Source organism: Paraburkholderia sp. PGU19 (genome assembly GCF_013426915.1).
Taxonomy (GTDB): Bacteria; Pseudomonadota; Gammaproteobacteria; order Burkholderiales; family Burkholderiaceae; genus Paraburkholderia.
Genome location: NZ_AP023181.1, coordinates 1,854,011 through 1,879,020 on the forward strand (window position 1 = coordinate 1,854,011; position 25,010 = coordinate 1,879,020).

At 60.6% G+C, this 25,010-nt stretch carries 22 protein-coding genes and 1 pseudogene; 13 read left to right on the top strand and 10 right to left on the bottom strand.

The features are described from left to right. Positions 1-43: 43 nt before the first annotated feature. Together H1204_RS38040 and H1204_RS38045 are read left to right on the top strand one after the other, a co-directional pair. Positions 44-1,243, top strand: a complete 1,200-nt coding sequence (locus H1204_RS38040) for an MFS transporter (protein ID WP_180733828.1) — start codon at positions 44-46, stop codon at positions 1,241-1,243. 247 nt (positions 1,244-1,490) lie between these two features. Beyond that, complete coding sequence (locus H1204_RS38045; RefSeq protein WP_180733829.1) at positions 1,491-2,222, top strand: haloacid dehalogenase type II; 732 nt, start codon at positions 1,491-1,493, stop codon at positions 2,220-2,222. A 72-nt stretch (positions 2,223-2,294) separates the two neighbouring features. Here the strand turns inward: H1204_RS38045 and H1204_RS38050 are convergent, their stop codons facing one another. The 4 genes from H1204_RS38050 to H1204_RS38065 all read right to left on the bottom strand — a co-directional run bounded on the left by H1204_RS38050 (position 2,295) and on the right by H1204_RS38065 (position 7,325). Beyond that, positions 2,295-3,722: a cytochrome P450 gene (locus H1204_RS38050; protein ID WP_180733830.1), complete on the bottom strand. Its 1,428-nt coding sequence runs from the start codon at positions 3,720-3,722 to the stop codon at positions 2,295-2,297. A 700-nt stretch (positions 3,723-4,422) separates the two neighbouring features. Then, on the bottom strand, positions 4,423-5,316 hold the full coding sequence (locus H1204_RS38055; RefSeq protein WP_180733831.1) for a pirin family protein: 894 nt from the start codon (positions 5,314-5,316) through the stop codon (positions 4,423-4,425). Between the two features lie 137 nt (positions 5,317-5,453). Then, entirely contained in the window at positions 5,454-6,572 is a 1,119-nt protein-coding gene (locus H1204_RS38060; RefSeq protein ID WP_180733832.1) for a porin, read from the bottom strand. Between the two features lie 114 nt (positions 6,573-6,686). Further along, positions 6,687-7,325 (bottom strand): hydrolase, encoded by a 639-nt coding sequence (locus H1204_RS38065; protein ID WP_180733833.1) that lies wholly within the window; start codon positions 7,323-7,325, stop codon positions 6,687-6,689. Between the two features lie 218 nt (positions 7,326-7,543). On the opposite strand from H1204_RS38065, the gene H1204_RS38070 reads away from it, so the two are divergent. Next, the gene (locus H1204_RS38070; RefSeq protein ID WP_180733834.1) at positions 7,544-8,440 is read left to right on the top strand and encodes a LysR substrate-binding domain-containing protein; all 897 of its coding nucleotides are present in this window, start codon (positions 7,544-7,546) and stop codon (positions 8,438-8,440) included. 473 nt (positions 8,441-8,913) lie between these two features. Next, a complete protein-coding gene (locus H1204_RS38075; RefSeq protein WP_180733835.1) occupies positions 8,914-10,491 on the top strand; it encodes a PQQ-binding-like beta-propeller repeat protein in 1,578 nt (525 codons plus the stop codon). Positions 10,492-10,594: 103 nt separating this feature from the next. Here the strand turns inward: H1204_RS38075 and H1204_RS38080 are convergent, their stop codons facing one another. After that, complete coding sequence (locus H1204_RS38080) at positions 10,595-11,002, bottom strand: OsmC family protein (RefSeq protein ID WP_180733836.1); 408 nt, start codon at positions 11,000-11,002, stop codon at positions 10,595-10,597. A gap of 42 nt (positions 11,003-11,044) precedes the next feature. On the opposite strand from H1204_RS38080, the gene H1204_RS38085 reads away from it, so the two are divergent. After that, complete coding sequence (locus H1204_RS38085; RefSeq protein ID WP_180733837.1) at positions 11,045-11,404, top strand: hypothetical protein; 360 nt, start codon at positions 11,045-11,047, stop codon at positions 11,402-11,404. Between the two features lie 186 nt (positions 11,405-11,590). Here the strand turns inward: H1204_RS38085 and H1204_RS38090 are convergent, their stop codons facing one another. Further along, positions 11,591-12,967, bottom strand: a complete 1,377-nt coding sequence (locus tag H1204_RS38090; RefSeq protein WP_180733838.1) for an FAD-binding oxidoreductase — start codon at positions 12,965-12,967, stop codon at positions 11,591-11,593. A gap of 189 nt (positions 12,968-13,156) precedes the next feature. Here H1204_RS38090 and H1204_RS51895 point away from each other — a divergent pair. Together H1204_RS51895 and H1204_RS38095 are read left to right on the top strand one after the other, a co-directional pair. Further along, positions 13,157-13,218 (top strand): annotated as a pseudogene (locus H1204_RS51895) (hypothetical protein); the annotation flags it as partial. 25 nt (positions 13,219-13,243) lie between these two features. Next, positions 13,244-13,978 (top strand): LysR substrate-binding domain-containing protein, encoded by a 735-nt coding sequence (locus H1204_RS38095; protein ID WP_243468966.1) that lies wholly within the window; start codon positions 13,244-13,246, stop codon positions 13,976-13,978. 495 nt (positions 13,979-14,473) lie between these two features. On the opposite strand, the gene H1204_RS38100 is transcribed toward H1204_RS38095, so the two are convergent. The 4 genes from H1204_RS38100 to H1204_RS38115 all read right to left on the bottom strand — a co-directional run bounded on the left by H1204_RS38100 (position 14,474) and on the right by H1204_RS38115 (position 19,246). After that, positions 14,474-15,235 (bottom strand): DUF4239 domain-containing protein, encoded by a 762-nt coding sequence (locus tag H1204_RS38100; protein WP_180733839.1) that lies wholly within the window; start codon positions 15,233-15,235, stop codon positions 14,474-14,476. Positions 15,236-15,690: 455 nt separating this feature from the next. Beyond that, positions 15,691-16,383: a DUF3313 domain-containing protein gene (locus H1204_RS38105; protein WP_180733840.1), complete on the bottom strand. Its 693-nt coding sequence runs from the start codon at positions 16,381-16,383 to the stop codon at positions 15,691-15,693. Positions 16,384-17,356: 973 nt separating this feature from the next. Continuing rightward, entirely contained in the window at positions 17,357-17,641 is a 285-nt protein-coding gene (locus H1204_RS38110) for a hypothetical protein (protein ID WP_180733841.1), read from the bottom strand. Between the two features lie 708 nt (positions 17,642-18,349). Continuing rightward, complete coding sequence (locus H1204_RS38115) at positions 18,350-19,246, bottom strand: LysR family transcriptional regulator (protein ID WP_131241960.1); 897 nt, start codon at positions 19,244-19,246, stop codon at positions 18,350-18,352. 222 nt (positions 19,247-19,468) lie between these two features. Here H1204_RS38115 and sdhC point away from each other — a divergent pair, with 222 nt between their 5' ends. The 6 genes from sdhC to H1204_RS38145 all read left to right on the top strand — a co-directional run bounded on the left by sdhC (position 19,469) and on the right by H1204_RS38145 (position 24,934). Continuing rightward, positions 19,469-19,885 (top strand): succinate dehydrogenase, cytochrome b556 subunit, encoded by a 417-nt coding sequence (sdhC, locus tag H1204_RS38120; RefSeq protein WP_180733842.1) that lies wholly within the window; start codon positions 19,469-19,471, stop codon positions 19,883-19,885. 4 nt (positions 19,886-19,889) lie between these two features. Beyond that, positions 19,890-20,258 (top strand): succinate dehydrogenase, hydrophobic membrane anchor protein, encoded by a 369-nt coding sequence (sdhD, locus tag H1204_RS38125; protein WP_042317332.1) that lies wholly within the window; start codon positions 19,890-19,892, stop codon positions 20,256-20,258. A gap of 3 nt (positions 20,259-20,261) precedes the next feature. Next, positions 20,262-22,037, top strand: a complete 1,776-nt coding sequence (gene sdhA, locus H1204_RS38130; RefSeq protein ID WP_180731736.1) for a succinate dehydrogenase flavoprotein subunit — start codon at positions 20,262-20,264, stop codon at positions 22,035-22,037. A 24-nt stretch (positions 22,038-22,061) separates the two neighbouring features. Further along, positions 22,062-22,766, top strand: coding sequence for a succinate dehydrogenase iron-sulfur subunit (locus H1204_RS38135; protein ID WP_008924387.1), 705 nt, complete (start codon positions 22,062-22,064; stop codon positions 22,764-22,766). A 1-nt stretch (position 22,767) separates the two neighbouring features. Beyond that, positions 22,768-23,037 (top strand): succinate dehydrogenase assembly factor 2, encoded by a 270-nt coding sequence (locus H1204_RS38140; protein WP_180733843.1) that lies wholly within the window; start codon positions 22,768-22,770, stop codon positions 23,035-23,037. Positions 23,038-23,374: 337 nt separating this feature from the next. Continuing rightward, positions 23,375-24,934, top strand: coding sequence for a methyl-accepting chemotaxis protein (locus H1204_RS38145; protein ID WP_180733844.1), 1,560 nt, complete (start codon positions 23,375-23,377; stop codon positions 24,932-24,934). Positions 24,935-25,010: the final 76 nt, after the last annotated feature.

Sequence of the window (25,010 nt, forward strand, 5' to 3'; positions counted from 1 at the left end):
TTCGTGACTGCGAATTCAACTTATCTTTATCGAGGACATCATCATGCCCGTTGCAGTAGTTTCCCTGGCGATCGCGGCCTTCGCGATCGGAACGACGGAATTCGTCATCGTTGGATTGTTGCCAGACATTGCGAAGGCCTTCGGAATCTCTGTATCGACGGCCGGTTTGCTTGTGAGCTTCTATGCCCTGGCCATCACGGTCGGCACGCCTCTGATTTCGGCTGTGACCGCGCGACTGCCTCGCAGGGCGCTGCTTCTTGCCCTCATGGTGCTCTTCACGCTTTGCAACCTCGCGGCAGGACTCTCCGGCGCATTTCCGGCGTTGCTGGCGATCCGGATCATTATGGCCGTGGCACACGGTGTTTTCTTTGGCTTAGGGACGACCGTTGCGATGTCGCTCGTGCCGACAGAGAAATCGGGCAGGGCTGTTGCCATCATGGTCAGCGGTCTCACTGTTGCGATGGTAACGGGCGTTCCTGGCGGTACGTGGGTAGGAGAGCTTGTGAGCAGGCGGCTTCCCTTCTTCGTTGTGGCCGCAATGGGCGCGCTTGCGACGGCGGGACTCTGGCGGCTATTGCCCTCGCTCCCATCGCAGCGCGGCGCCGGCGACATCCTCTCGCAACTCTCTTTGCTCAAGAGCAACGCATTGATGCCGCTTTACCTGATGGCCGCGGTTGGGATGGCCGCCACCTTCGCTGTTTTTACCTATCTGTCGCCGTTACTGACGCGTATCACGGGTCTCAATAGTGAAGGCGTGACTTTGGGCTTGATGACTTTCGGTTTGGGTTCGGTTGTTGGGACCATCGGCGGCGGGCGCCTTTCCGATCGTTATGGCCCGCAGTTCAGCATGAATATCGCATTGGCAGGGCTCGCCATGTCCATGGCGGCTGTGTTGGTCAGCGCGCATCAACCTGTTCTCATCATGGCCAACCTGTTTGTCTGGGGAGCGTTCGCCTTCGCCATTCCTCCCATCATGCAGGCGACAGTTGTTCTGATTGCGCAACGAGTGGCCCCCCGAGTCGTCGGCACGGCTGCTGGCCTCAATGTCGCGGCGTTCAATTTAGGGATTGCTGGCGGCTCCTTTCTTGGTGGACGGGCTTTGACAAGCGAGAACGTCCTTGCGACGGTCTACGTCGGCGTCGCGTTATCGGTCATCGGGCTGGTTGTCGTCGCAATGTATCGTTGGTCCGATCATCCTGCTGCCGTGACGTCCCGCGATGCTCTGAAGAAGCTCCGAACATAGGTTGCCTGATTCCATATCGTGTTCGTAAGCGCATTCCATCCGAGCCAAGACGGCTCTCCCATATCGCCCATCGGATCGGCACGACCGACGATGACAAAGCACGTTCGAAGAGATACACCATGAACCATTCACATCCCCTGGCCCCCTGTTTGGAAGACGACGTTTCGTGCAACTGCTCGCTTCGCTGCCGTTGGTCTCCGGTACGGCACTCGCCCAAACAATGTCACCTATATCTTCAGGAGCAGCGATGACGACTGCACAGCATCCCATTCGGCCAAAGGCCCTGGTCTTCGACATGCAAGGCACTGTCCTCGACTTCTATGATCCGATGATGCGCGAATTGGCCGGGATTCCGACTGTCGCGTCCCACGTTCAGGATTGGTCCACGTTCGCTGGTCAATGGAGTGCGTCGGCACACGACGCTATCGTTGAGATCTCCGCCCGTCGCAAGGCGTGGCAACCTAACGGCGCCGTCTATGCAGACGTGATGACGCCTTTGCTTTCGCGCTACCCAGGAGGCAATACACTCTCTGATGACGACAAAACGCGATTACTTGGTGTCTGGGGAAAGATGAAGCCGTGGAACGATTCGGTGGCGGGATTAACGTCACTGCGCAAAGAGTTCGTCATCGCGACGCTGACGAATGCGTCTATGGCTGCAATGATCGCAATCGTCAAACGAGAGAAGCTTCCGTTCGATGCGATCTTGACGGGAGAACTGGTTCACGCGTTCAAACCCGATCCGCGCGTCTACCAGATCGCACCCGACTATCTCGGCTTTGCTCCCGGTGAAATACTGATGGTATCGGCTCACAAGTGGGACTTGATGGCAGCCAAGCACAGTGGCTTGCTTACCGCGTTCGTTCCGCGCCCTTATGAAAACGGTCCCGCGACCAAGGTGGATACTTCGTCTGAGCTATACATCGACGTCACCGCCTCCGATTTGCCGCATCTCGCTTCTATTCTGGATCGCGGCTAATACAGAACCGTCGGACGAACGGCCGAACCCGCGATATGCGGCGCTGATACCTCTTCATCAGTCGTCGGCAACTCAGGTAAGGGGATGAAGTTTCACAGGCATCCTGTTCGGCACCATCGTAAAGGCGGAAATCTCTTCAATTTCCTCCAGGGCGATTGCCGCTTCCATTCTGAAATGCTTCATCAACATTGATATCACGAGTCTCATCTCGACGCCTGCCAGATAGCGGCCCGGACACACTCGTGGGCCCGCGCCGAATGTCAGGTAAGCCTTCTGTTCATTCGCACCGTCAGAGGGGTCCCGGGGATGCTTCCAGCGGTCGGGGTTGAATACCTCTGGATGCACGAAATTCTGCGGGTCCAGCATGCCCGGGCGCGTGAGGAATAGCATACGCGTGCCCGCAGGTATGGCAACGCCGCCCAGGCACACATCGGCTAGCGGCTCGAACGTCTGTATGGCTGCGACGGGCCGTAGCCGTAGGGCCTCACTGCACACCGCCTCGCAAAGGTCGAGGTGCTTTAATGCATCGTAGTCCGGACAGACCCGGGATTCACCGAGTGCTGCGCTTGACTGTTCGAAGAGCCGATTCTGCAAAGATGAATCGGCCGCAATGTACATTAGGGCCCAGGCAATTGCATTTGCCGTCGTATCTTCGCCTGCGACCAGCAGCGTCAGGACGTTCGCCGAGATCAGTTCGTCGGTCACCGTTGAATCGGGCTCGTTGCGCGCCGCAAGCATTGCTTCGAGCAGATTGTGCAATGGTGAATCAGGGGACTGTCGCATACGCTCACGTGCTCGTTCAATCATTGTTTGAACGTAACGATGTACTTGCACCATTGCCCGCGCGAGCCGCCGGTCCTCCGGTAGCGTGACATAGTGCCAGTAAGGAAATAGCGCTGTGACACGTCTCATGAGCGCCGGCATTATCAGCGCAAGCTGTTCCTGTATCACACCACGCTCCTGTTCGAGCGTATGAGGGTCCTCGCCGAAGGCAAGCGTACTTGTCACGTCCACGGTATAGCGCTTAAGTTCGTCCGTCATTTCCAGCGTTCTGTTCTCCTTTGCAGCAGTCTGCAGGCGAACGAGGAAACGTTCGGTAATCGCCGATAACGTCGGATAGAAAGCCTTGATATTGGAAAAGGACAGCGCACGCATGATGAGCCGGCGTTGCGGTTCCCAAGCCGCGCCTTCGGCAGAAAATAGTCCGTTTCCACCAAGTTCCGTCATAGCTGATTCTATTGGCGAAAAACGCCGATACAGATTTGGACGCTCGCGCATGACAGTCTGAAACAGGTCCACTTGCGTCCAGACTGTTATCGGAATCGTGCCGAGTTGGACCCTGAACGGTGAACCGTATTGTTCGGCCCATCGCTCAAGGGTCAGGTGAAGTTTGGCGGGCGCCATCTGGAACAGGTTTCCGAGCAGGGGCAAACCTCGCGGGCATGGCAGATCTGCGACAGTCCGCGAAATCTCATTCGTGTTGAGTTGAAGGTCTGCCATGCTTTCCTCCGCGTCGCCCGCCACTACCCGGTGACCACGAGTGTAAAAAACACTCTTGTAGAGAATAGATCACGGCTTCGCAAACGAAGTCCCTAATCGAAGCTGCTTCGCTGGAAAACCGGTGAGTTGGTCGGGAGTAGCATCAAATTCTGGTGGCAGCAAAATCTGATAAACGCTTGCATACATGCGGTTGCTGATAGGGGGCGTCGCATTCGGATGACTAGCATCGCGTGCCGCCGCGATCGAACGAGTTCGATGAAAGCTCTACAGAACAGAACGCTGGAATCCTCGGCCGCAACGTTCTGGCGGTTTGTTTGAACGCGTGTGGCCAGGCCAATCGTTGCCATTCGCGCAACACACGAAGCGGTCATTTCAATGGCCGGCTAACGTCGGAACCTGGTGAGTTCTCGATGGGACCGGCTCGCCATTGTCGACGCAGCGCCTGCGTCGCATGCACGCACGCAACGCGGACACGAACTCTTGGTCGTGGCGACGAAGTGCTTGCGCAGCAGCTAAAGCAGCAAGCACAACCCTCGCCGTGCCAGCACGGCGCACAACAGGCAAATTGAAGAAGGGCACGACTAGCTGCTCGTCGCAAAAGCAGTCGCGAACGCGTCGGAGCGTGAGCGGGGTGCACTCCTGTCCGACCTCCACATTTAGAGAACACAGAACAGGAGCGCTTCTACTGCCTTGGCGACGCCTAGATGGTTGCGGCCCGCTCGCGTGTCGCGGCCATCGATCCAAAACGCCCGCTGTTGAAATCCTCTACCGCCTCGCGGACTTCTTCGGTCGTGTTCATGACGAAGGGACCATATGCAACAACAGGTTCGTCGATGGGCTCGCCGCTTAGCACCAGCACGGTTGCATCGCTGAGGGCATCGAGCCGAACGTCAGTGCCTTCCTGCCCGAGCAGAACCAGCTGTGCGTCGCTGACGACGCGCTCATCGCCATTGACCCGCACCTGGCCGCGCAGCACGACGAGCGCGAGCGTCCTGCCTGCCGGCAGCGTCAGCGTTGCACCACGTCCCGCGTTGAGCCGCACATCCCATACGTCCATTGGCGTAAAGGTGTGCGCCGGACCAGCGTCGCCCGCGTAGTTGCCGGCGATCACCCGCACATGTCCGGCGCCTTCGGGCAACTCGACGGAAGGAATCTGGTTCGCCAGGATGCCCTGATAGCCTGGCGGCGTCATCTTGTCCTTCGCAGGCAGATTGACCCAAAGCTGGACCATCTCGAGCGTCCCGCCTGTTTTCGCGAACGCGCGCGAATGGAACTCCTCATGCAGAATCCCTGCGCCCGCTGTCATCCATTGCACGTCGCCGGGGCCGATCTTGCCGCCGCCGCCCGTCGAATCGAGGTGCTCCAGTTCGCCCTGATACACGATCGTCACCGTTTCGAAGCCGCGGTGCGGATGCTGTCCAACGCCCTGACGGCGCGCTGTCGGCGCAAAGTGTTTCGGGCCCGCATAGTCGAGCATCAGAAAGGGGCTGAGGTGGCGGCCCATCGTCTGATGCGAGAACAGCGTGCGCACCGGAAAGCCGTCGCCGACCCAATGCGAGTTGGGGTTGCCGTAAGTGCCGAGAATCGTCTTCATCGTCGAATGTTCCTGTTGAAAGGCCAGCGGCCTTGTTTACATGAATACAGAGTAGTGACGGGACGATGACGGCGGTAGAGCCGGGAGCCAACTTCTGTGTCCCGCTGATAGAACGATCGAACGGGCGCGATGCAGGATCAGAATCGGGTCTGCAACCCTATGCGTGCCAGTGACTGTGAGCGGTTGCTGGCTGCCGCGCCGGTTTGCAGCAATCCATTGATCCATGCTTGCGTCGTTTGGGAGTCACCGCTCGCGCGCTGATAGACAGCCTCGACGTACGCCATCGTCCGCTTCGAGAAGTGGTATTGCACGGCTGTGGCGATCTGGTGCGCCTGATTGTTATCGAGCACCTCGTTTCCCTTCATGTACTGGTAGTCGAGTCCTGCCGACCAGGGGCCGGAGACCGTCCAGTACGCACCCGCCTTGTAGACGTCGATCTTTGCGCCGCTCGCCGTATTCTTCGTATTCGTGTAGAGCAGCATGGCGAGCACGCTGCCGAACCGGTAGTGCACGCCCGCGCCAAAATTGCGGATTGCGTCGTGACCGTCACCCAGTTCGGGATATCTGGCTTCGATGTACGCGACTCCGACTCCCAGCGGGCCGCTATCGTAGTTCATCCCTGCACTGATGGTCGAATTGGCGGAAAACGAACCCGCAACTCCGCCGAAGCCATACAGCACACCAAAACTGAATCCCGCGAACGATGGGCTGCGATACTTGACCGCGTTCGCCACCCGTGTTGCGCCGGCGAGGCGGTCGAAATCGAATGAGCCAGTCGGATTTTGCGGGACGCCCAGCGCGCTGAACGGCCCCTGGCGAAAATCATAAAGACCGCCAAACAGAAACGCGCCGTCGAAGAGACCGAGCGTCAATGTGTCGAACATGAAGTCGTACTGGTTGCCGAACGTGACGGTGCCAAGCCGCTCATCGGCCAGACCCACATAGGCCGTGCGATTGAAGATCTGGTTCGCGCCCGGAATGGTCGTGCCGTTGCCGAGGTCGAACTGCGAAGTCAGATTGAAGATGGCCTTCGTTCCGCCGCCGAGCGCCTCGCTTCCACTGAACGTCAACGTGTTTGGCGCAAAGATTCCGCTGTCGAACAGCGTTACCGCGCCACCATGCTGGTTGTTCACGTAGGTCACGCCGCCGTCGATCATCCCCTGCAAGGTGACGCTGCTCTGGGCATACAGATTGGTGTGGAAGCATGCCGCGATCACGCAGCCTGCGAGGCCTATCGGCGCGGTCTGTTTCTTCATGGTGAACACTTTCCTGTCGTCGAGACCCTATCCATTGCGTGTCGGTGCCGGACGTTCGGCGGACATGGCGGATGCGCGCGGACGGGACCAGCAGCCGGCCGCGCGCTTGACGCATCAGCTCTTGTCGTACGAGAACTGGATGCCGGCCGTGCCGCCAGTCTGGATGAACAGGTCAATGAACGCCGGGACGGTTTCGCTGCGTGCCCAGTCGCGTTGCAGCTCGCAGAACAGCTGGGCGACACTGATCATCTTGCCACCAGCCTGTTCGATACGACGCAGCGCGGCCTCGTGTGCCGCGACGGATGTGCCGCCGACGGCATCGACGACCACATACACCTCGTAGCCCTCTGCCAGCGCATCCAGCGCGGGGAACGTCAGGCAGGCTTCCGTCCAGAGAGCGGTCATGATCAGCTTCTTGCGGCCGGTGGCCTCGACGGCCTTGCGGAATTCGACGTCTTCCCACGAGTTGATGCTGGTGCGGTCGTAAGTGGGATAGTCGCCGAGCGCCGCGCGCAGTTGCGGGATGGGCGGCTTGTTCAGGCCCGTCTTCACGTTGACCGTCGAATGGACGATCGGCAGCTTGTAGGCAATTGCCGCCTTTGAGGCACCGACGATGTTGTTGATCAGCAGCTGACGGTCCATCGACGCAATGGAATTCACCTGGACCGGCTGGTAATCGATGACGATGAATGCCGCATTTTGCGGCGTCAGAAGATGATCGTTCGCGGGGTTGCGAATCGGTTCGCTTGCCATGTTTGCCTCCGAAGCACTGCGGTAAGTGGAAGGGGATCGATCCCGGTGATCCGACGCGTGATGCATCCGATCTGCATGCAACGGCAATCCTATGCGGTCGACGAACCGGCTCCCAGCCCCAGAAAAATGCCGACTGTGTTCTATGAGCGGAACAATGGCGACGCCGCGCGTGGTTCAATGCTCTAAGATGCCGCTATTGTTCTGCCGAAGGAACAGCCATGGACGACCTGAACGACATCTACTATTTCGTGAAAGTGGTCGACAACCACGGCTTCACGCAGGCAGGGCGGGCGCTCAACATGCCCAAGTCCAAGCTGAGCCGGCGCATCGCCGAACTCGAAGCGAGATATGGCGTTCGTCTTCTCAACCGGTCCACGCGGCATTTCTCGATGACGGATACGGGACGGGAGTTCTACGAGCGCTGTGTCGCAGTGCTCGTGGAAGCCGATGCCGCCCGCGAGGTGATGGAGCGCAGGCTCTCAGAGCCCCAGGGCGTGGTGCGGATGAGTTGCCCCACGACGCTTCTCGCGTACCGCATCGGCAATCTGGTTGCGGACTTCATGACGCAATACCCAAAGGTGCAGATCCTTCTCGATGCAACGAATCGACGGGTCGACGTGCTGGGCGAAGGTCTCGATCTCGCGCTGCGAGTGCGTTTCCCGCCGCTCGAAGACAGCGGGCTCGTCATGCGTGTGCTGTCGGGAAGTCCGCAGCGCCTGGTGGCCGCGCCGGAGTTCGTCGAGCGATACGGTCAAGTCGCGCATCCCGCCGATCTGGCGGGCATGCCGAGCCTCGATTGGGGGCCGCAGCGCGATCATGCGTGGGCGCTCGTCGGCCCGGACGGAGCGGAAGCGCGGGTCAGTCACGCGCCGCGCTTCATCACCGACGATATGACCGTGCTTCGGCAGGCGGCGATCAAAGGCGTGGGCGTCGTGCAGCTACCGTACATGGTCGTCGAGGATGCGCTTGCAAAAGGCGCACTGGTCGAGGTGATACCGGGCTGGAAACCGAAAGGGGGGCTGGTTCATGCCGTCTTTCCGTCACGCAGGGGATTATTGCCCGCCGTGCGTCTGCTGATCGACTATTTCGCAGAACACATACAGAAAGACGAGTGACGCTTCGTCATGAAATGATCGGCTAAGGCGCGCATCCTGATCGTTCCTCCGATAGAACACTGTGTACGTCCGGGCGATCTACCGTGGCATCCGTCCAGTTTTCTAATCTTCCTTCATCGAACGAGCCGAGGTTCCCGGTGACGAAGATGATTGACGCGTATGGCTACCCGGTCGCGTACCGCGATGCGACCGGATACCGGTTACTGCGCGCTGTTCTCACGCCACATCCACGCGACGCTCTGCGAGCGATGGCGGGACGTCGCCTGTTTGCCAGGCATCACGCGTTATCCGTCGAGCGATACCTCGACGTTGCATCAAGCTGACAACACGTGGAGACGCCGGGCGTGGTTTTGTCTTCGTTGTAATTGAAGCAACGAGGCCTATGCTGTTTTTAACGCTCTTCGTCCCGGCTTCGAAGTCACGATGTCAATCGTGAATCGCTCACTCAGCCAACCGTCTCTCGGAGAAGGAAAATGAAACAGGCGTTCAACAGGAAAGACGATCATCAGCCTTCTCAACTGCGCTGGGGCAACCCGGCAATCGTGGCAGCCGTTGCACTGATGACGGGCGTCATGGCCGCGCCTCCCGCTGTGGCCCAAGGCGTGGGGGACTGGCCGATGGGCGGTCAGAATCTGTACAACACGCGTAGCGCGCAGGGCGAGCACACCGTCGGCCTAAACAATGTGGCGAAGCTTGCGCCGCGCTGGTCGGTCGAGACGGATGGTAACGTTTCTGCCACGCCGACGGTGGTCGATGGGGTTGTCTACGTGCCGGATTTTGGCGGCTCGCTGTGGGCCGTCGATGCCGCTAGCGGACAGGTGAAGTGGCACAAGAAGGTAAGCGACTATAGCCAGATTCCCAACGACGCTTCGCGCACCAGCCCCGCTTACTGGAAGGGGACGCTCGTGATTGGCCAAGGCACGCAGATCGCCAACAATCCGACGGGCGCTTACGTGTTGGGCATCAAGGCCGAAGACGGCTCGCCGCTGTGGCGCACCCAGGTGGAAACGGACCCCACCGCCATCATCACCAGCTCGCCCGTTATCGACGGTGGCGTCGTCTACGTGGGGGTATCGTCGCGGGCCGAGGCGCTCAAGGACAAGCCCACCTATCGCGGCAGCGTCGTGTCGCTTGCCGCGACCACGGGCAAGCTGCTGTGGAAAACGTACATGGTGCCCGAAGGCTATACGGGCGCTTCGGTCTGGGGCAATACACCCGTCGTCGATCATCAGACGGGCCTGCTGTACGTCACGACCGGCAACAACTTTTCCGTGCCGGAGGGTGTTTGCCGCTATCCGGGGCAAAGCAAGTGCAAGCCGGACGTGGCGACCAATCACATCGACAGCTTCGTTGCGCTCAACCTGAAGACGGGCAAGATTGCGTGGGCCACCCGCACGCTGGCAGCCGACATGTCGACGAACTATGACCACGACGACGGCCCGGATTACGACTTCGGCTCGGGGCCCAACCTGTATACGGCGACCGTCGCTGGTCACAAGCGCACGCTGCTTGGTGCTGGCGCGAAAAGCGGCGTCTATTGGGCACTCGATCCAAAGACGGGCAAGGTCGTATGGCATACCCAGGTCGGTCCCGGCAGTCTGCTAGGTGGCATGCTCTGGGGCACGGCCGCGGACGGCAAACGCATTTACGTGTCGATCGGTAACCTCAATCACGAGTCCATCCCTGTCAACTCGCCTCCGGGCAAGACGACGACCAAGGGCGGCGTGTGGGCAGCAGTTGATGCCGCAACGGGCAAGGTGCTCTGGCGCACTGCCGATCCGCAGGACATGATGGACACCGTGGCGATGTCCGAGGCCAACGGCGTGGTCTATGCTGGCTCGCTCGCGGGTAGTGGCGCGAACATGTATGCGCTCGATGCCGCTACCGGCGAAATCAAGTGGAGCTTCGAAAGCGGCGGCGCGGTCGTGTCTGGTGCGGCGATTGTCGACGGTACGGTCTATTGGGGCTCCGGCTATCACACCAAGGTTCTCGGGCTGCCGTACGCCGGTGATAACCACAAGCTTTATGCATTCGCGGTAGCGAAACAGTGAGCCCGCGATGCCGGATGTCTGAGTGGAATTCGCGTGAACTGATGTAAGCGCTCAAACAAGTGCAGGCGCGGTACCTTCGACGCGTGTGGCAATGACGCTTGCGTCATGCAATGCGCAGCGTCGTGTCGATGCGCGTGCCCCGCTTGATGAAGAGCGTGACCGGCGTCTTTTCGCAGATTTCGGCAAGGCGCGCGCGTTGCGCCTCTTCAAGCGGTCCTTCGACCGCCACGCCGCGGCGGATGTACTGGATTCCGTCGTGATCGGCATGCAGGCTGACCTCAACGGCGATCGTGGCGGCCGGCCACGTCTTGCGCTGCATGTACATGCGCAGCGTGGCGGCTGTGCACGCTGCGAGCCCGGACAGCACGAACGCGAATGGCGCGGGGCCGCGATCCTGGCCCCCTTCGTGGGGACCTTCGTCGCCCGTCAGCGGGTGGCGGCCAGCGTCGATGGCGACGACGTAGTTGGGCGCGTCGGCCGCAAGGCGAGCAGTGGCAGAGGCAAGCGGCATGGGTAACTCCTCGGAGTGGCGCGATCTTGCGCGCGAGATCAGTTGAATGGCGTGATGCTGCGGGCTTCGCCGGGCACATGCGGTGATGCTATGCCATCATCCCCGGCCCAGTCGCTGCCCAGGGGCATTGGTGAGGCGATCAAACCGGTCGGCGAAATGCGTGCTGCCGACGGCTGTGCTTCCCTCGACGAACTGTTCTTGCCAGGCGAAACGGGCAAGCGGCGCCGTTACGCCCTTGCCGAAGCGGTGGAATTGCAGAACTATCAGTTTAACTGCCATGGCCAACTGGGCCAGCGTGATACGTCATCCGCGATCGTGCGTGATGGTGCCACGTTTCCTGCGCCGACCCGCGACCCCGAACTGTATCATCACCTCACCACGACGCCGGGCGCGTGCACGTGACGCGCGATCATCACCGAGCGTTGAATTTCCGAGATCGGCCAAGTGCAGTAGTCATTCAAACATTGGGTACGCTCAGTAAACGGTCATTGAATTCGTTTAACGCATCGATACCGACCGTCTCCCCAGCGCGCTGCAAATCCGGCGCGCGCGCTGGTCAGTTGATGATCGGCATCAGGATGATCCCCGTCAGGCCAGAGGCCGGATGTTCTGGTTCATGCGGAAGAAGTTTGTCGGATCGTACTGGGCCTTGATCTGCTGAAGCCGTCGGTAGTTGGGACCGTATGCAGCCGCAATGGGTTCGCCCGTCTCATCGTCGTCCAGGTAATTGACATAGCGACCGGCGGCGAAGAAAGGTCGCATCGCTTCGTAGGTTTCGCGAGCCCAGGCGACGCAGGCGCCCGTCTCCGCCGGCTGCATCCATTGAGCGAGCACGAGGAAGTTGTAGCCTTCACGCCGGTGCGGGAAGGCCGTGTCGGTAGCACTGACCCGGGTGACCGCGCCGTGGAAATGTTCGAGGAGGAGTTGGCCCATTGTCGTCGGGCACTGCGCGAAGCAGCGAATCATGGTGTCAATCGCAGCGTCGCTCAGCTCTGTGAGGAAACTGGACTTCCAGTAGTTGAGAGCGCCCTTCGGGTACTTGGCGTCGAGCATGCTGTTGAGCTGGCAATAGGGGATCGGCGCAACGGCATCCAGGATGGGAAGCGCGAACTGTTTCAACGGCCGCATGGCCCTTTCGGCGTCTTCCAACGGCCCGCAGTGGCAGGTGACCAGCGCGGCCACCTCTGTGCCGGACCCGTCTGGCGCATGCGTCAGCGATGCGAACAGTGTGTGCTCATCAGGTAGCGATCGTGTGCTGTCGCGGAAGAATTCGAGCAGGGCGCGGGAGCGTTCGATCGGGTGGACGATCGGGCCGCCCATAATGGTCGGCCCAACCGGGTGGAGTTCATACTCGAAGCTCGTGGCGACCCCGAAGTTTCCGCCGCCGCCGCGAAGAGCCCAGAAAAGCTCGGGCTCCTGGTGTTTGCTCGCGCGCAAGACCTTGCCGCCAGCCGTGACGAGCTCCACCGCCCGCAGATTATCGAGTGCCAGGCCGTATTTGCCCATCAGCCAGCCCACCCCGCCCCCGAGGGTAAGCCCGGCAATGCCCGTGCTGGAGACCACGCCCCCGGTGACAGCCAGGCCATGCAACTGCGTCTCGCGATTGAGCTCGCCCCAGGTGACGCCACCTTGTGCCCAGACTGTTCTGCTCTCCGGATCGACGTGGATGCCCTTCATCGGCGAAAGATCGACCATCACCCCACCATCAATCGTCGCCCGTCCCGCCACGTTGTGCCCGCCGCCGCGAATTGCAACTTCGAGGCCGCACCTGCGGGTGAGATCGACGGCCGCGACAACGTCGGCTACGCCGTGGCACCTGGCGATCAAGGCGGGCCGCTTATCGACCAGGCCGTTGTGGACCTTTCTCGCGTCCTCATAGCCGGCGTCCATGAGTTTCAGGAGCTGCCCCCGGAAGGTGGCAGCAAGCTCGGCCGTAGCGTCGGCCAGGGATCCAATCGACAGCATGGCGGTTCTCCTCGAATTCGCCCCAAGTCTCCATCGGAATCGGCCCGGGAGCAAACTCGAAGAATTCAGCCAAAGGTGAATTGATTTCACCTACACTCCTGGCATGCACAAGCTGCCGCCCCTCGTAGAGCTCCGCGCGTTTGATGCAGTCGCTCGCCATATGAGCTTCAAAATGGCCGCGCTAGAGCTGTGCGTCACCCCACCGCGATCAGTCACCAGGTCCGATTGCTTGAGCGCTATTGTGGCTGCGCACTGTTCCGTCGCAGACCACGGCCCTTGACGCTGACCGATGCTGGAGCGCGGCTGTTCCCCGCCATTCGTGGCGGGCTTGAGGTGTTTGCCACCGCAATCGCGGCCATTAAGCTGGATAGCGACCAACAGCCCCTTCGTGTGACGGCAACGAACGCTTTTGCCAGCCGGTGGCTCGTGCCCCGCCTGCCCGCGTGGCGGAAATTGCATCCCGACGTGCCGCTGGAGGTGATCGGCACGGACACCGTGCTCGATCTGCAGGCCGGCGAGGGCGACGTCGCGATTCGTTATGCGACCAGCCGGGCAGTGCCGACGGAGGGGATCGTCGATGATCTCTTGAGAGATACATTCTGGCCCGTCTACAATCCGCGCTTGCTTTCAACGGGACGACTGAAGAGACCAGTCGATCTCGCGGAGCACGTTCTGATCCACTCCTATTGGTCGCCAATCGACCGTGAGCCGCCCACATGGCCGAGATGGCTTGCCGCGGCTCAGCGCAGGTGGCGCGAAGTACCCGAATTCAAGGGCATGCAGCACCTGAGCTTCCGGGAGGAGCTGCATGCCATCGAAGCGGTGATCGCCGGCCAGGGAATCGGGATTTTTAGTGACGCGCTCGTGGCACCCGAGCTCGCCGCCGGTACGCTCGTAAAAGCATTCAAGCTGAGCTTGCCTGGGTATGGCTTTTATGTAATTCGCAGGCCAGGTCATCCGCGCGAAATGACCATCCGAGCCTTCTCGGAGTGGTTGCGGTCAGCTACCTGATCCGCTCTTCTCGTGCGTCACAGATCGCCTTGGCGAACATATGTAGTGGCGCCCGCAATGTGGTGAAATCGCGGATGGCCGTTCAACCCGGAAAAGCTGCCATTTGCACGTGCGCCCAGCAACGGCAGAAACGGGGCGTTCGGGGTCGACCGCATAAGGCAGGAGTCGGCCCAACTACAGCCATTCGTCGGTGCGCCTTGACGGACAGTCAAATGTTCAGTTCGGCACAGCGTAGCGGACATTCGCAGTCGCCCCGATCCCGTGATACATCGGTCGAATGGTCTATCCGTTTGCAGTGCCCGACGATACTTTCTGCTTAACAGCCTGCAAACGACGGTGTTGACCAAGCTCAAAGGTAAGCATCAATTGTTTTCGAGGCTCCTCTCGCGGCGCCGAGATTTTCACGGTCCGGTGCAGCAGGGAGCGCAACGGCATGGCATCCCCAACCGAAGCCTTAGGCCCGAAAACCATAGGATCGAGTCGGTGGAAAGGTTGCTATTGGCCGAGAATGGCAAGCGCTTCGCGCATAGGCAACAGCGAGACCGTGATCAACCCCTCGAGCGGCGTATTCATTTCCAGAATCAGGAAGACTGCGCCGGAAGTGGATAGCGCGCCCAGAAGCAACGCGATAGTGACCGTCGCATTCGGGGGTGTGAACATGCCAAAGGCGCCAAAAATGATGCACAGCCACAACACAAGGATGACTAACAGCGCCGTTGGTGTCGAGCCAACCGCTTGTAGCAGTCCAAGTTCGCGTACGGCCACCGCGTTGGCGGCTATCTCGATCGCGCGCGCCTGTAACCGTCGCTGCAAGTCGTTCTTCGGCGACAGTTCTTCCAGTTTGCTCTCAAGATATTCCCCGCGCTTGAGCGCTTCGAGGCTGTGCATCCTTGCCAACTGTGCCGGATCGGCTGACGCGACTTGCTGAAGCCCGGTGGCGACAATCTGCTTCAGCAGCCCACGGATTTCCTGTGTTTCCGGCCCGTACTGGGCAAGCACGCGATCGAGCAGGATGACATCGGCGGCTTCGTGTTTTATTTCGGCGTTCACCGTATCGAATGTGTTTTTCGCCGATGAGATCAGCAAGCCGAGTACCAGCGCCGCAATCGTGGCGATCAGGCCAGCTGCAAGTTTGACGACAGCAATAGAGTCCTCACTAAGGTGGTGTTCCGGGAGCAACGTACGCAAATACAAACCGAGCAATGCGCTGCAGAAGACACACGCGAATACGATCAATGCGACGGTCAGATGGTGCATCTTTCGGCCCTCCGTCAGATGTTGCACGGATGCGGCGGGCAGCCGGCCTCCTGTGCGAGCACGCGGCCACGCCGCGCGTCGGCCAGCCATCGGACCAGGCGCGCGATGCGTTGTTAAGGGCGCGGGCCCGACGCGGTAGTGGACGCCGTTCTCCTCATACGAGGGCTTGATCCACGTATTGCCGCACAGGTAGTAGGTGCCGCCCTGGACCGCGGGCGTGACGCACCCGCCAGTTCGTAGCTCGATTGCTGGTACTTCTGCACGAACCAGTTCGCGGCGGTATCGCGCATCGGGTATTTCTGTTCACAAGACGCGCTTGAGCACGATTTGCTCTCGTTTCGTCAAGATTGACCCCAGCAATGTGCGCGACCCATAGCGCATTTGAGTCTCCTCGTCGCTTTGAGCCCTCTAGTTGCGCACCTCGGGTCACGGGCGCTCAGTTCCCCTTTGTTTGGCTATCGAGGCTTAACGTATTGCGCTATAGATTTGGAAACGGCGTCGCACCACTGGTCCATGATCGGCTTGACGGAATCGAACGTAACCACGGGCTCATTCGATGCAACACGCTTCAGACGCTCGCCGGTATGCGTGCGTATGACTTTTGACAGAACTTCCCCGGAGACGCTGTCGGTGCCAATTGCCTCGACCAGCAGCTTCGACTGCTGCGGCGCACCCTCCACCGCATTAACCGCCATTGAGATGACGAAGGCCTGCGGCACGTACTGATATGGTTTGAGACCCGCCGCTGTGGTGGCTACTCCGGTTAAGGCGACCTGCAGCTTGACCACCCCCGGTCCCGGCGCGTCCACGACCCGGACTCTCGATGCGATCGCCTGTCTCAGGCAGGTGGTGCCGTAGCCGCGTATCTGGTCGAGCGTCGCTTGGCTCACTTGCGCTGTCGGTTCGGCCTTGGGATAGAACACGACGGGATCCACGATGATTGCGCTGTAGTTAGCCGGGTTGAGCTTGGGGTTGATGTACCGCAGGAACGTTTCCCCGTCGGGATCAGTCGCCTGCGTCAGGTCGGAGTAGTTCGGCAGAAAGCCCGAGTATTCGGGCTGGGTCGGCGTATTGCTGCTACTCGCGCATCCGACGAGCAAAATCGCAGCGACGATTGCGGAGACGCCATGGAAGACGATCTTGCTCATAGTTTCACCCTTTCGTGTCGACCTGACGTCTAACACTATTGGTCACGACCCTATAGTTCGCAATTAGACCAAAGGACTACCTTGGATATGGGCCTGTAAGCTCGATGTATTGAAGCCGTGCCCGCCGCTTTGCTCGGCGCATGTGCGACGTTATCAGGCGTCCGAGGCAAACGGAATGGCGTGCGGAAGATCCGAGATCAACGGTTGGCCGCGAGGCTAAAACGATCCAGGGCCGCTCGACCCTCTGACGTAAGCCCGAATCTGTTGCGGCAAGCGGCTTCAGGAGCAGAAGGTGCGCTTCGGTCCTGGAATTTCGATTTCGCCTGGCTGCAAAAACCGTTGAACCAATATGAAACGACGTAAGGCAGCGGCGGTTCCCTCTTTGTTCTGTAACTCATGGTATCGACCAAGGCCGCGTCCAGATTTATCCGGTCAACCCGAATTGACATCAAGTGAAACTCACTGCTTCCCTTGTGCTTCTTGTACCAGGAGCTTGCCGCGGAGGAGGGGTTCGTCGTTTTCAGCCAGTCTTGAATGTACTGCTCCCGGTCGGTTGCGCAGTCGGTGGAAAAAATGTACTCGGTGCTTGCGGTCCTGCACAGTTCGTAGGTTCCGAGTGTGAGAGTGCGACCTAGTCATGGGTTGGATGGTAAGCGCATTGCGCTCTATTACCATTCGAAAGTGCACATCGTCGAGTCTGCACAGCTACGGAAGATCGCGGCTCAAGGCAATCGCGCCGCGCATCGGCTCTCGACGGACTTCCGGGTTCGGCCGGTCTTGGTCATTTACCTCAACCCGCTTGCGAACATTCGAGGATCAGGTTTGCCGGTGACAGCAGGCCGTCGGCTGCTCATGACCAGCTTCGCTGATGAGTGAAGTTCTTCGGAGCGTCACTCTGATCGCCGATCCGTTGGCTTTTCGGTACTCGCGGCGGCCCTTTGAGGCGAATGCAACAATGGGTGCCGAAGGGGCGTCAGTTGCATCCGTGACTGCTCGCGGTCCGGTAACAGGTTTTCCCCTCGGGGCCGTGAACCACACCTTTGCCGTTCATCGTCTTCGCCTCGCCACCCCGGTTGGTCTGAGTCGTCCGCATTCCATTCTGGTTCGCTTCGGACGTCCAGGCCGTACCCGTGTTCCGGTTATAGCCGCCGGCCGTCTGTCCGTTGCCACAGACCGTCTCGCCACGGGCGTTTGTCGCACATTCCGCAAACGCGTTCGCGGACAGCATGACACATGCCAGTACTATCAGAGTCTTCATGAACATTTCCCCCGAGGGCTGCGGCAGCAGATGTACTCTCCGCGTCAATTGAATCTTGGGCCAGGGTGCCGGCCAGTATCGCAAACTGGCTGCATTGGATATTAGTTTAGGTCTTTCGGGGCCATTTACCTCCCTCAAGGTAGCATTCACTCCGGCGAATTCGGGACGAACGGCAGGCGATGCGATCGAAGCCGCCACCGCCCAGGAGCTGTGCGGGCTCGTCAGCGGATTTGTATCCCTTAATTTGATATCAGACGAACGGCGGCCATGGTCCTACGGGGTGGCTGACGCAACAGCACGAGTGACCGTTGCACCTTCGGCAGCGGGCTTCGAGCGATAGCAACCGCGCATGACCAGAGAGGGTCGAATTCACCCATTGATCGATACATGGATCTGCCATTCGAAGTCAACACGCGACGAACGTCCGATCTTTGTTGTTAAGCGGCCTTCGCTACGTCGCTATGCGAACGCCGGCAATGGCCGCCGATGACGCGACACCGACTTCCTGCGATCGAGTGACCCATTACCGAGCGGAATGACAGTCGTGGAATGTCCTGGCGACGCATCGAACGGAAGTCCCGTCATGGCCGACTACCGCCCGACGCAGTAAATGCCACCAGAGCGAAGCGATGCCGTCAACGCATTCACGCCAACGTAGACCTGGTTACACGGCAGTGCCACCAGTCACACATACACCGGCGCTCCACGCTACGACATATCCGCCGCAAACACCGAAGCCTGCTCGAGAAAATTCGCCGTCTTTGCTGGCGTCGATTCGATCCGCGATGCCAGCACCAGCCGGATCGAAATAGGTTTGCCGAGTGCGTCGACGTACACGACGCCTTCAACCTGTATCTGACAAACAGAAGCCGGCACCAGCGAAACACCAAACTCCGCCGCCACGAGATTCACCACTGACGACAACTGCGGCGCCTGCTGCCCGGCAATCGGCTCGAAGCCTGCCTCCCTGCACGCGCCGACTATCACATCATGCAACGTCGGGCTAGCCTCTCGCGGCAGCATCACGAACGGGTCTTCGGCCAGATCCGACAGCGCGATCTTGCGCTTCTTCGCAAGACGATGCGTGGCGGGCAGCACGATCTTCATCGGTTCGATTGCGATGTGATGGAACTGCACGCCAGCGGGCGACTGACTGCCGAGACGTACGAACGCAACGTCCACGCGGCGTTCGTCGAGATAGGCGAGCAGTTGCGCCGTGTTGCCTTCCGCCAGCGTCAGCGTGACATTCGGATAAGCCTGCCGGTAAGCGCGGATCAGCTTCGACACGACAGGATTGAAAGCCGCCGACCCCGTAAAGCCGATGTTCAGTTGGCCGATCTCACCGCGCCCGGCGCTCTGCGCCTTTTCGACGGCGATACGCGTGTCGTGCAGGATGCGTTTGGCGTCGGCGGCGAAGGCTTCGCCCGCCTCCGTCAGCACGACGCCATGCCCTGTGCGGCGAAACAGGCGCACGCCCATTTCGTCTTCGAGCGCGTGGATTTGCTGGCTGAGGGGCGGCTGACCGATGCCCAGCCTTTCAGCCGCGCGGGTGACGTTGCGCTCTTCGGCAACGGCGAGGAAGTAGCGGATATGGCGCAGTTCCATGCGATATATGGAAAAGCTATTTCAGAAAGACGCGATAGATATTGGACAGTATAACAGTCCCGCGACAAAATATCGCTATCGCGCGGTCCGCCGCCCCTGTACGTCTCCCCGGATAACGTCCCCAACAATCGTCAAGAGGAGAAAGGCAGGACGCATCGCGCCTGTGGTGGCGTGCGGCTATGCCGTCGTTGTTTCTTTTTGAAGAGCCGAAAGGGGTCTACTGTGGCTGACACATTGAAAAAACCGAGGCCGGAATACCGGAACATCGGTATCGGGCAGATATTGACGGCATACCGTCTTCCTCTCGCGGGGCGGGTGTCGATTCTTCACCGCGTGAGCGGCGGCCTGCTGTTCATCTTCCTTCCGTTCCTGCTGTACCTCTTTGACCAGAGCCTGACCTCCGAACTGAGCTACGAGGTGTTCAAGGGCTTCCTGTCCAACATCATCGTCAAGCTGATCGTGCTGGTGCTGGCCTGGGCGTTCCTGTTCCACTTCTGCGCGGGCGTGCGCCATCTGTCGATGGACGTGAATCACGACGCGGTCTCGAAAGAGCGTGGCAAGAGCACGTCGGTCGTCGTGCTGGTGGTGTCGTCGATCCTGACGATCGCCTTTGCGCTCAAACTGTTCGGAGCATTCTAAAAACATGTCCGCCAATAACCGAGTTGGTTCGAAGCGCCTCGTCGTGGGCGCGCATTATGGTCTGCGCGACTGGCTCGCGCAGCGCATCACGGCCGTCATCATGGCCGTGTACACGGTCATCCTGCTCGCCTGGTTCTTCGGCGCGCACGCATTCTCTTACGACGGCTGGGCGGGCATTTTCGCCACGCAGTGGATGAAGCTCGCCACGTTCGTGACGCTGCTGTCGCTGTTCTATCACGCGTGGGTCGGCATCCGGGACATCTGGATGGACTACATCAAGCCCGTTGGCACGCGGCTTCTGCTGCAGGCGTTGACGATCGTCTGGCTGCTCGCGTGTGCGGGCTACGCTGCGCAGATTCTCTGGAGAGTGTAAAGAATGGCTGCAATCAAGAATTCCCTGCCGCGTCGCCGCTTCGACGTGGTTATCGTTGGCGCGGGCGGCTCGGGGATGCGCGCGTCGCTGCAGCTCGCGCGCGCGGGCCTGTCGGTCTGCGTGCTGTCGAAAGTGTTCCCGACGCGCTCGCACACGGTGGCGGCGCAAGGCGGCATCGGCGCCTCGCTCGGCAACATGAGCGAAGACAACTGGCATTACCACTTCTACGACACGATCAAGGGCTCCGACTGGCTCGGCGACCAGGACGCGATCGAGTTCATGTGCCGCGAAGCACCGAACGCCGTCTACGAACTCGAACACTTCGGCATGCCGTTCGACCGTAACGCGGATGGCACGATCTACCAGCGCCCGTTCGGCGGCCACACGGCCAACTACGGCGAGAAGCCGGTGCAGCGCGCGTGCGCGGCGGCTGACCGGACTGGCCACGCACTCTTGCACACGCTGTACCAGCAGAACGTCGCCGCCAAGACCACGTTCTTCGTCGAATGGATGGCGCTGGACCTGATCCGCGACGCCGACGGCGACGTGCTCGGCGTGACCGCGCTGGAAATGGAAACGGGCGACGTCTACATCCTCGAAGGCAAGACCACGCTGTTCGCCACGGGCGGCGCGGGCCGGATCTTCGCGGCATCGACCAATGCGTTCATCAACACGGGTGACGGTCTGGGCATGGCCGCACGCGCGGGCATCCCGCTCGAGGACATGGAATTCTGGCAATTCCACCCGACGGGCGTCGCCGGCGCGGGCGTGCTGATCACGGAAGGCGTGCGCGGCGAAGGCGGCATCCTGCGTAACTCGGACGGCGAGCGCTTCATGGAGCGTTATGCGCCGACGCTGAAGGATCTGGCGCCGCGCGACTTCGTCTCGCGCTCGATGGACCAGGAAATCAAGGAAGGCCGTGGCGTCGGTCCGAACAAGGACCACGTGCTGCTCGACCTGTCGCACATCGGCGCCGAGACGATCATGAAGCGTCTGCCGTCGATCCGCGAAATCGCGTTGAAGTTCGCGAACGTCGACTGCATCAAGGAACCGATTCCCGTCGTGCCGACCATCCACTACCAGATGGGCGGCATTCCGACGAACATCCACGGTCAGGTCGTCGGCACGGCCAAGGGCCACGAAGACCCGATCAACGGTTTCTACGCCGTGGGCGAATGCTCGTGCGTGTCGGTGCACGGCGCGAACCGCCTGGGCACGAACTCGCTGCTCGACCTGGTGGTGTTCGGCCGCGCGGCGGGCAACCACATCGTCAAGCACGTGAAGGACATCAAGGAGCACAAGCCGCTGCCCGCCGATGCCGCTGATTTCGCGCTGTCGCGTCTCGCGAAGCTCGACAAGTCGAGTTCGGGCGAATACGCGCAGAACGTGGCGAACGACATCCGCTCGACGATGCAGGCGCACGCGGGCGTGTTCCGCACGTCGGCGCTGCTGGCTGAAGGCGTCGAGCGCATTCGCGAAGTGGCTGCACGTGTGGATAACATCCACCTGAAGGACAAGTCGAAGGTGTTCAACACGGCGCGCGTGGAAGCGCTCGAAGTGGAGAACCTGATCGAGGTGGCGCGCGCGACGATGGTGTCGGCCGAAGCGCGCAAGGAAAGCCGTGGCGCACACGCGCAGAACGACTTCGAACATCGCGACGACGAGAACTGGCTGCGCCATACGCTGTGGTACAGCGAAGGCGACCGCCTCGACTACAAGCCGGTGCACATGAACCCGCTGACGGTCGAATCGGTGCCGCCGAAAGCGCGTACCTTCTAAGGCATAAGTCAAAGGATCAGAGAAATGGCCAAGCGTACATTTGAAATCTACCGCTACGACCCGGACAAGGACGCCGCGCCGCGCATGCAGACGTACGAGATCGAGATCGACTCGCACGAGCGCATGCTGCTCGACGCGCTGGTGAAACTGAAGGCACTGGACGAAACGCTGTCGTTCCGCCGCTCGTGCCGCGAGGGCGTGTGCGGCTCGGACGCGATGAACATCAACGGCAAGAACGGTCTTGCCTGCCTGACGAACCTGAACGACCTGCCGCAGAAGATCGTGCTGCGACCGCTGCCCGGCCTGCCCGTGGTGCGCGACCTGATCTGCGACTTCACGCAGTTCTTCAACCAGTATCACTCGATCAAGCCGTATCTGATCAACGACACGCCGCCGCCGGAGAAGGAGCGTCTGCAGTCGCCGGAAGAGCGCGATGAGCTCGACGGCCTGTACGAGTGCATCCTGTGCGCGAGTTGCTCGACGTCGTGCCCGAGCTTCTGGTGGAATCCGGACAAGTTCGTCGGCCCGGCAGGGCTGCTGCAAGCCTACCGTTTCATCGCGGATAGCCGCGATCAGGCGACGGGCGAGCGGCTGGACAACCTGGAAGATCCGTACCGTCTGTTCCGTTGCCATACGATCATGAACTGCGTCGATGTGTGCCCGAAGGGGCTCAACCCGACGAAGGCGATCGGCAAGATCAAGGAATTGATGGTGCGCCGGGCTGTCTGAGATGGACGCATCGCATCAGTCCGACCCGCTGCGTCGCGCGCGTCTGAAGTGGCGCGCCCGGCGCGGCCTGCTGGAAAACGATCTGATCTTCGAGCGTTTTTTCAGCCGATATGAGCATGATCTCAGTGATGCGGACGTAGGCGCGCTCACGCGCCTGCTCGAACTGAGCGATAACGACCTGATGGACTTGCTGCTCGCCCGCAAGGAACCGGAGGGCGACCTCGCCGACGCCGATGTCGTGCGGGTGCTGGAGATGCTGCGCACTGTGTGAACCACAGTCGCGTAATCAGCTCTGGCAAAAGCAGCGCCTCTCTTCACGCATTGCTCGCTCGGGCGAGGTCAACCACCTCCGCCCGACGCGAGATTTCTTCACGGCGCTTCGCCGAGCCTCTTCCCCGAACATCGTGATAAACGCGATCGCGCAGCAATAGCCCGGTTCGCGCATCAACGTCGACACGACTGGCCTATTCAAACAATGAACGAACCAGTTAGCCACAATCGCTCTCCCAAACCAGCCGATATTTCCCGATTGTCCTAAAGCGTTCCCCGATATTGCCGTTAAAGCTGTTCAGTCAACTCTTCGCCGGCGCGTGCTGGCATCGATCAGCATGCGCAACATTACAGTACGGGCCAGCCTGCTTGCTTTGCTTGTGGTCTTCGCGTCGATGATTCTGCTGGGCGGCGTGGTCGGCATCGGGACACTGAAGATCGCCAACGGCAATGCGCAGAATCTGCGGGACATGGCGCGTCAGACCATTCTCGTCAACGATGCTTACAAGGACACGACACGCACGCGTTCGGCGATGGTGCGCGCCTACTCCGCGCTGAAGGAGCGCAATGACACGGCCACGCGCGACTCGGCACTGCAAAGCGCGCAACGCTCGCTCGACCTGTCCGTGCGCGAGACGCAGGCTTTCGAGAAGTCGGATGCGTTCGACGGCATGGACGCTGCGCTCAAGCAGCAATTGCTCGATTCGGCGACGCAACTTGCGACGACACTCAACCGTGCCGCCGACGCATTGCGCAACGGCGACACGGCGACCTACGCGGCACTCAACGATCGCGACATCACCGCGTCGGGCGCGGCCTACTCGGTGAACGTCGAGAAATTCCAGAAGCTCGCGAACCAGCTTTCAGAAGATGCGCTCGCGAGCGGCAACGAGCGCTATCAATGGATCGTCGGCACGGTGATGTTCGGCATTGCGATTGCAGTCGGCCTGATCGTGCTCGCGTACATTGCGTTGCAACGCACGGTCACCACGCCGCTTGCGCAGGCGGCCGACGTGCTAGATCGGATCGCGTCCAACGATCTGACGGTGCGCGTGCCCGAAGCGAGCAAGAGCGAGATCGGTCAGTTGTTCGCCGCGATGCACCGGATGCAGTCGGGTCTCACGCGGACTGTTTCCGGCGTGCGCGAAAGCTGCGAAGCGATTCATACGGCGGCGCGCGAGATCGCGGCGGGCAATCTCGATCTGTCGAGCCGCACGGAAGAGCAATCGGCGTCGCTTGAAGAAACGGCGGCGAGCATGGAGCAACTGACGTCGACTGTGAAGCAGAACGCCGAGCATGCGCGCGAGGCAAACCGGCTCGCCACGAATGCGGCCGATCTCGCGCAGCAGGGCGGCGATGTGGTCGAGCGCGCGGTGCATACGATGGCCGAGATCAGTTCGAGTTCGAGCAAGATTGCGGACATCATCGGCATGATTGACAGCATTGCGTTCCAGACGAATATTCTCGCGCTGAATGCTGCCGTCGAGTCTGCGCGTGCGGGCGAGCAGGGGCGCGGGTTCGCCGTCGTCGCGGGTGAAGTGCGCACGCTCGCGCAGCGCAGCGCGGGCGCTGCACGCGAGATCAAGGCGTTGATCGGCACTTCCATCGATCACGTGCAGAACGGCAACGGACTCGTCGCGCAGGCGGGCGCGACGATGACCGAGATTGTGCGATCGGTGCGCAATGTCGCGGGCATCATGGGCGAAATCACGACGGCGACGGCCGAGCAGAGCGACGGTATCGAGCAGGTCGGCCACGCCGTGAGCCAGATGGACCAGGTTACGCAGCAGAATGCGGCGCTCGTCGAGCAGGCGGCCGCCGCCGCAAGCGCGCTGGAAAGCCAGGCGCAGACGATGCGCGAAGCCGTTTCGGCATTCCGGCTTGCCAAGGCGTTTTGATTACCCGCAGGACCGGATTTTTCAGGCTCCGTAAAAGAGGCTTTTACGGAGCGCCGTCTTTTTCCGCTTGAGCACG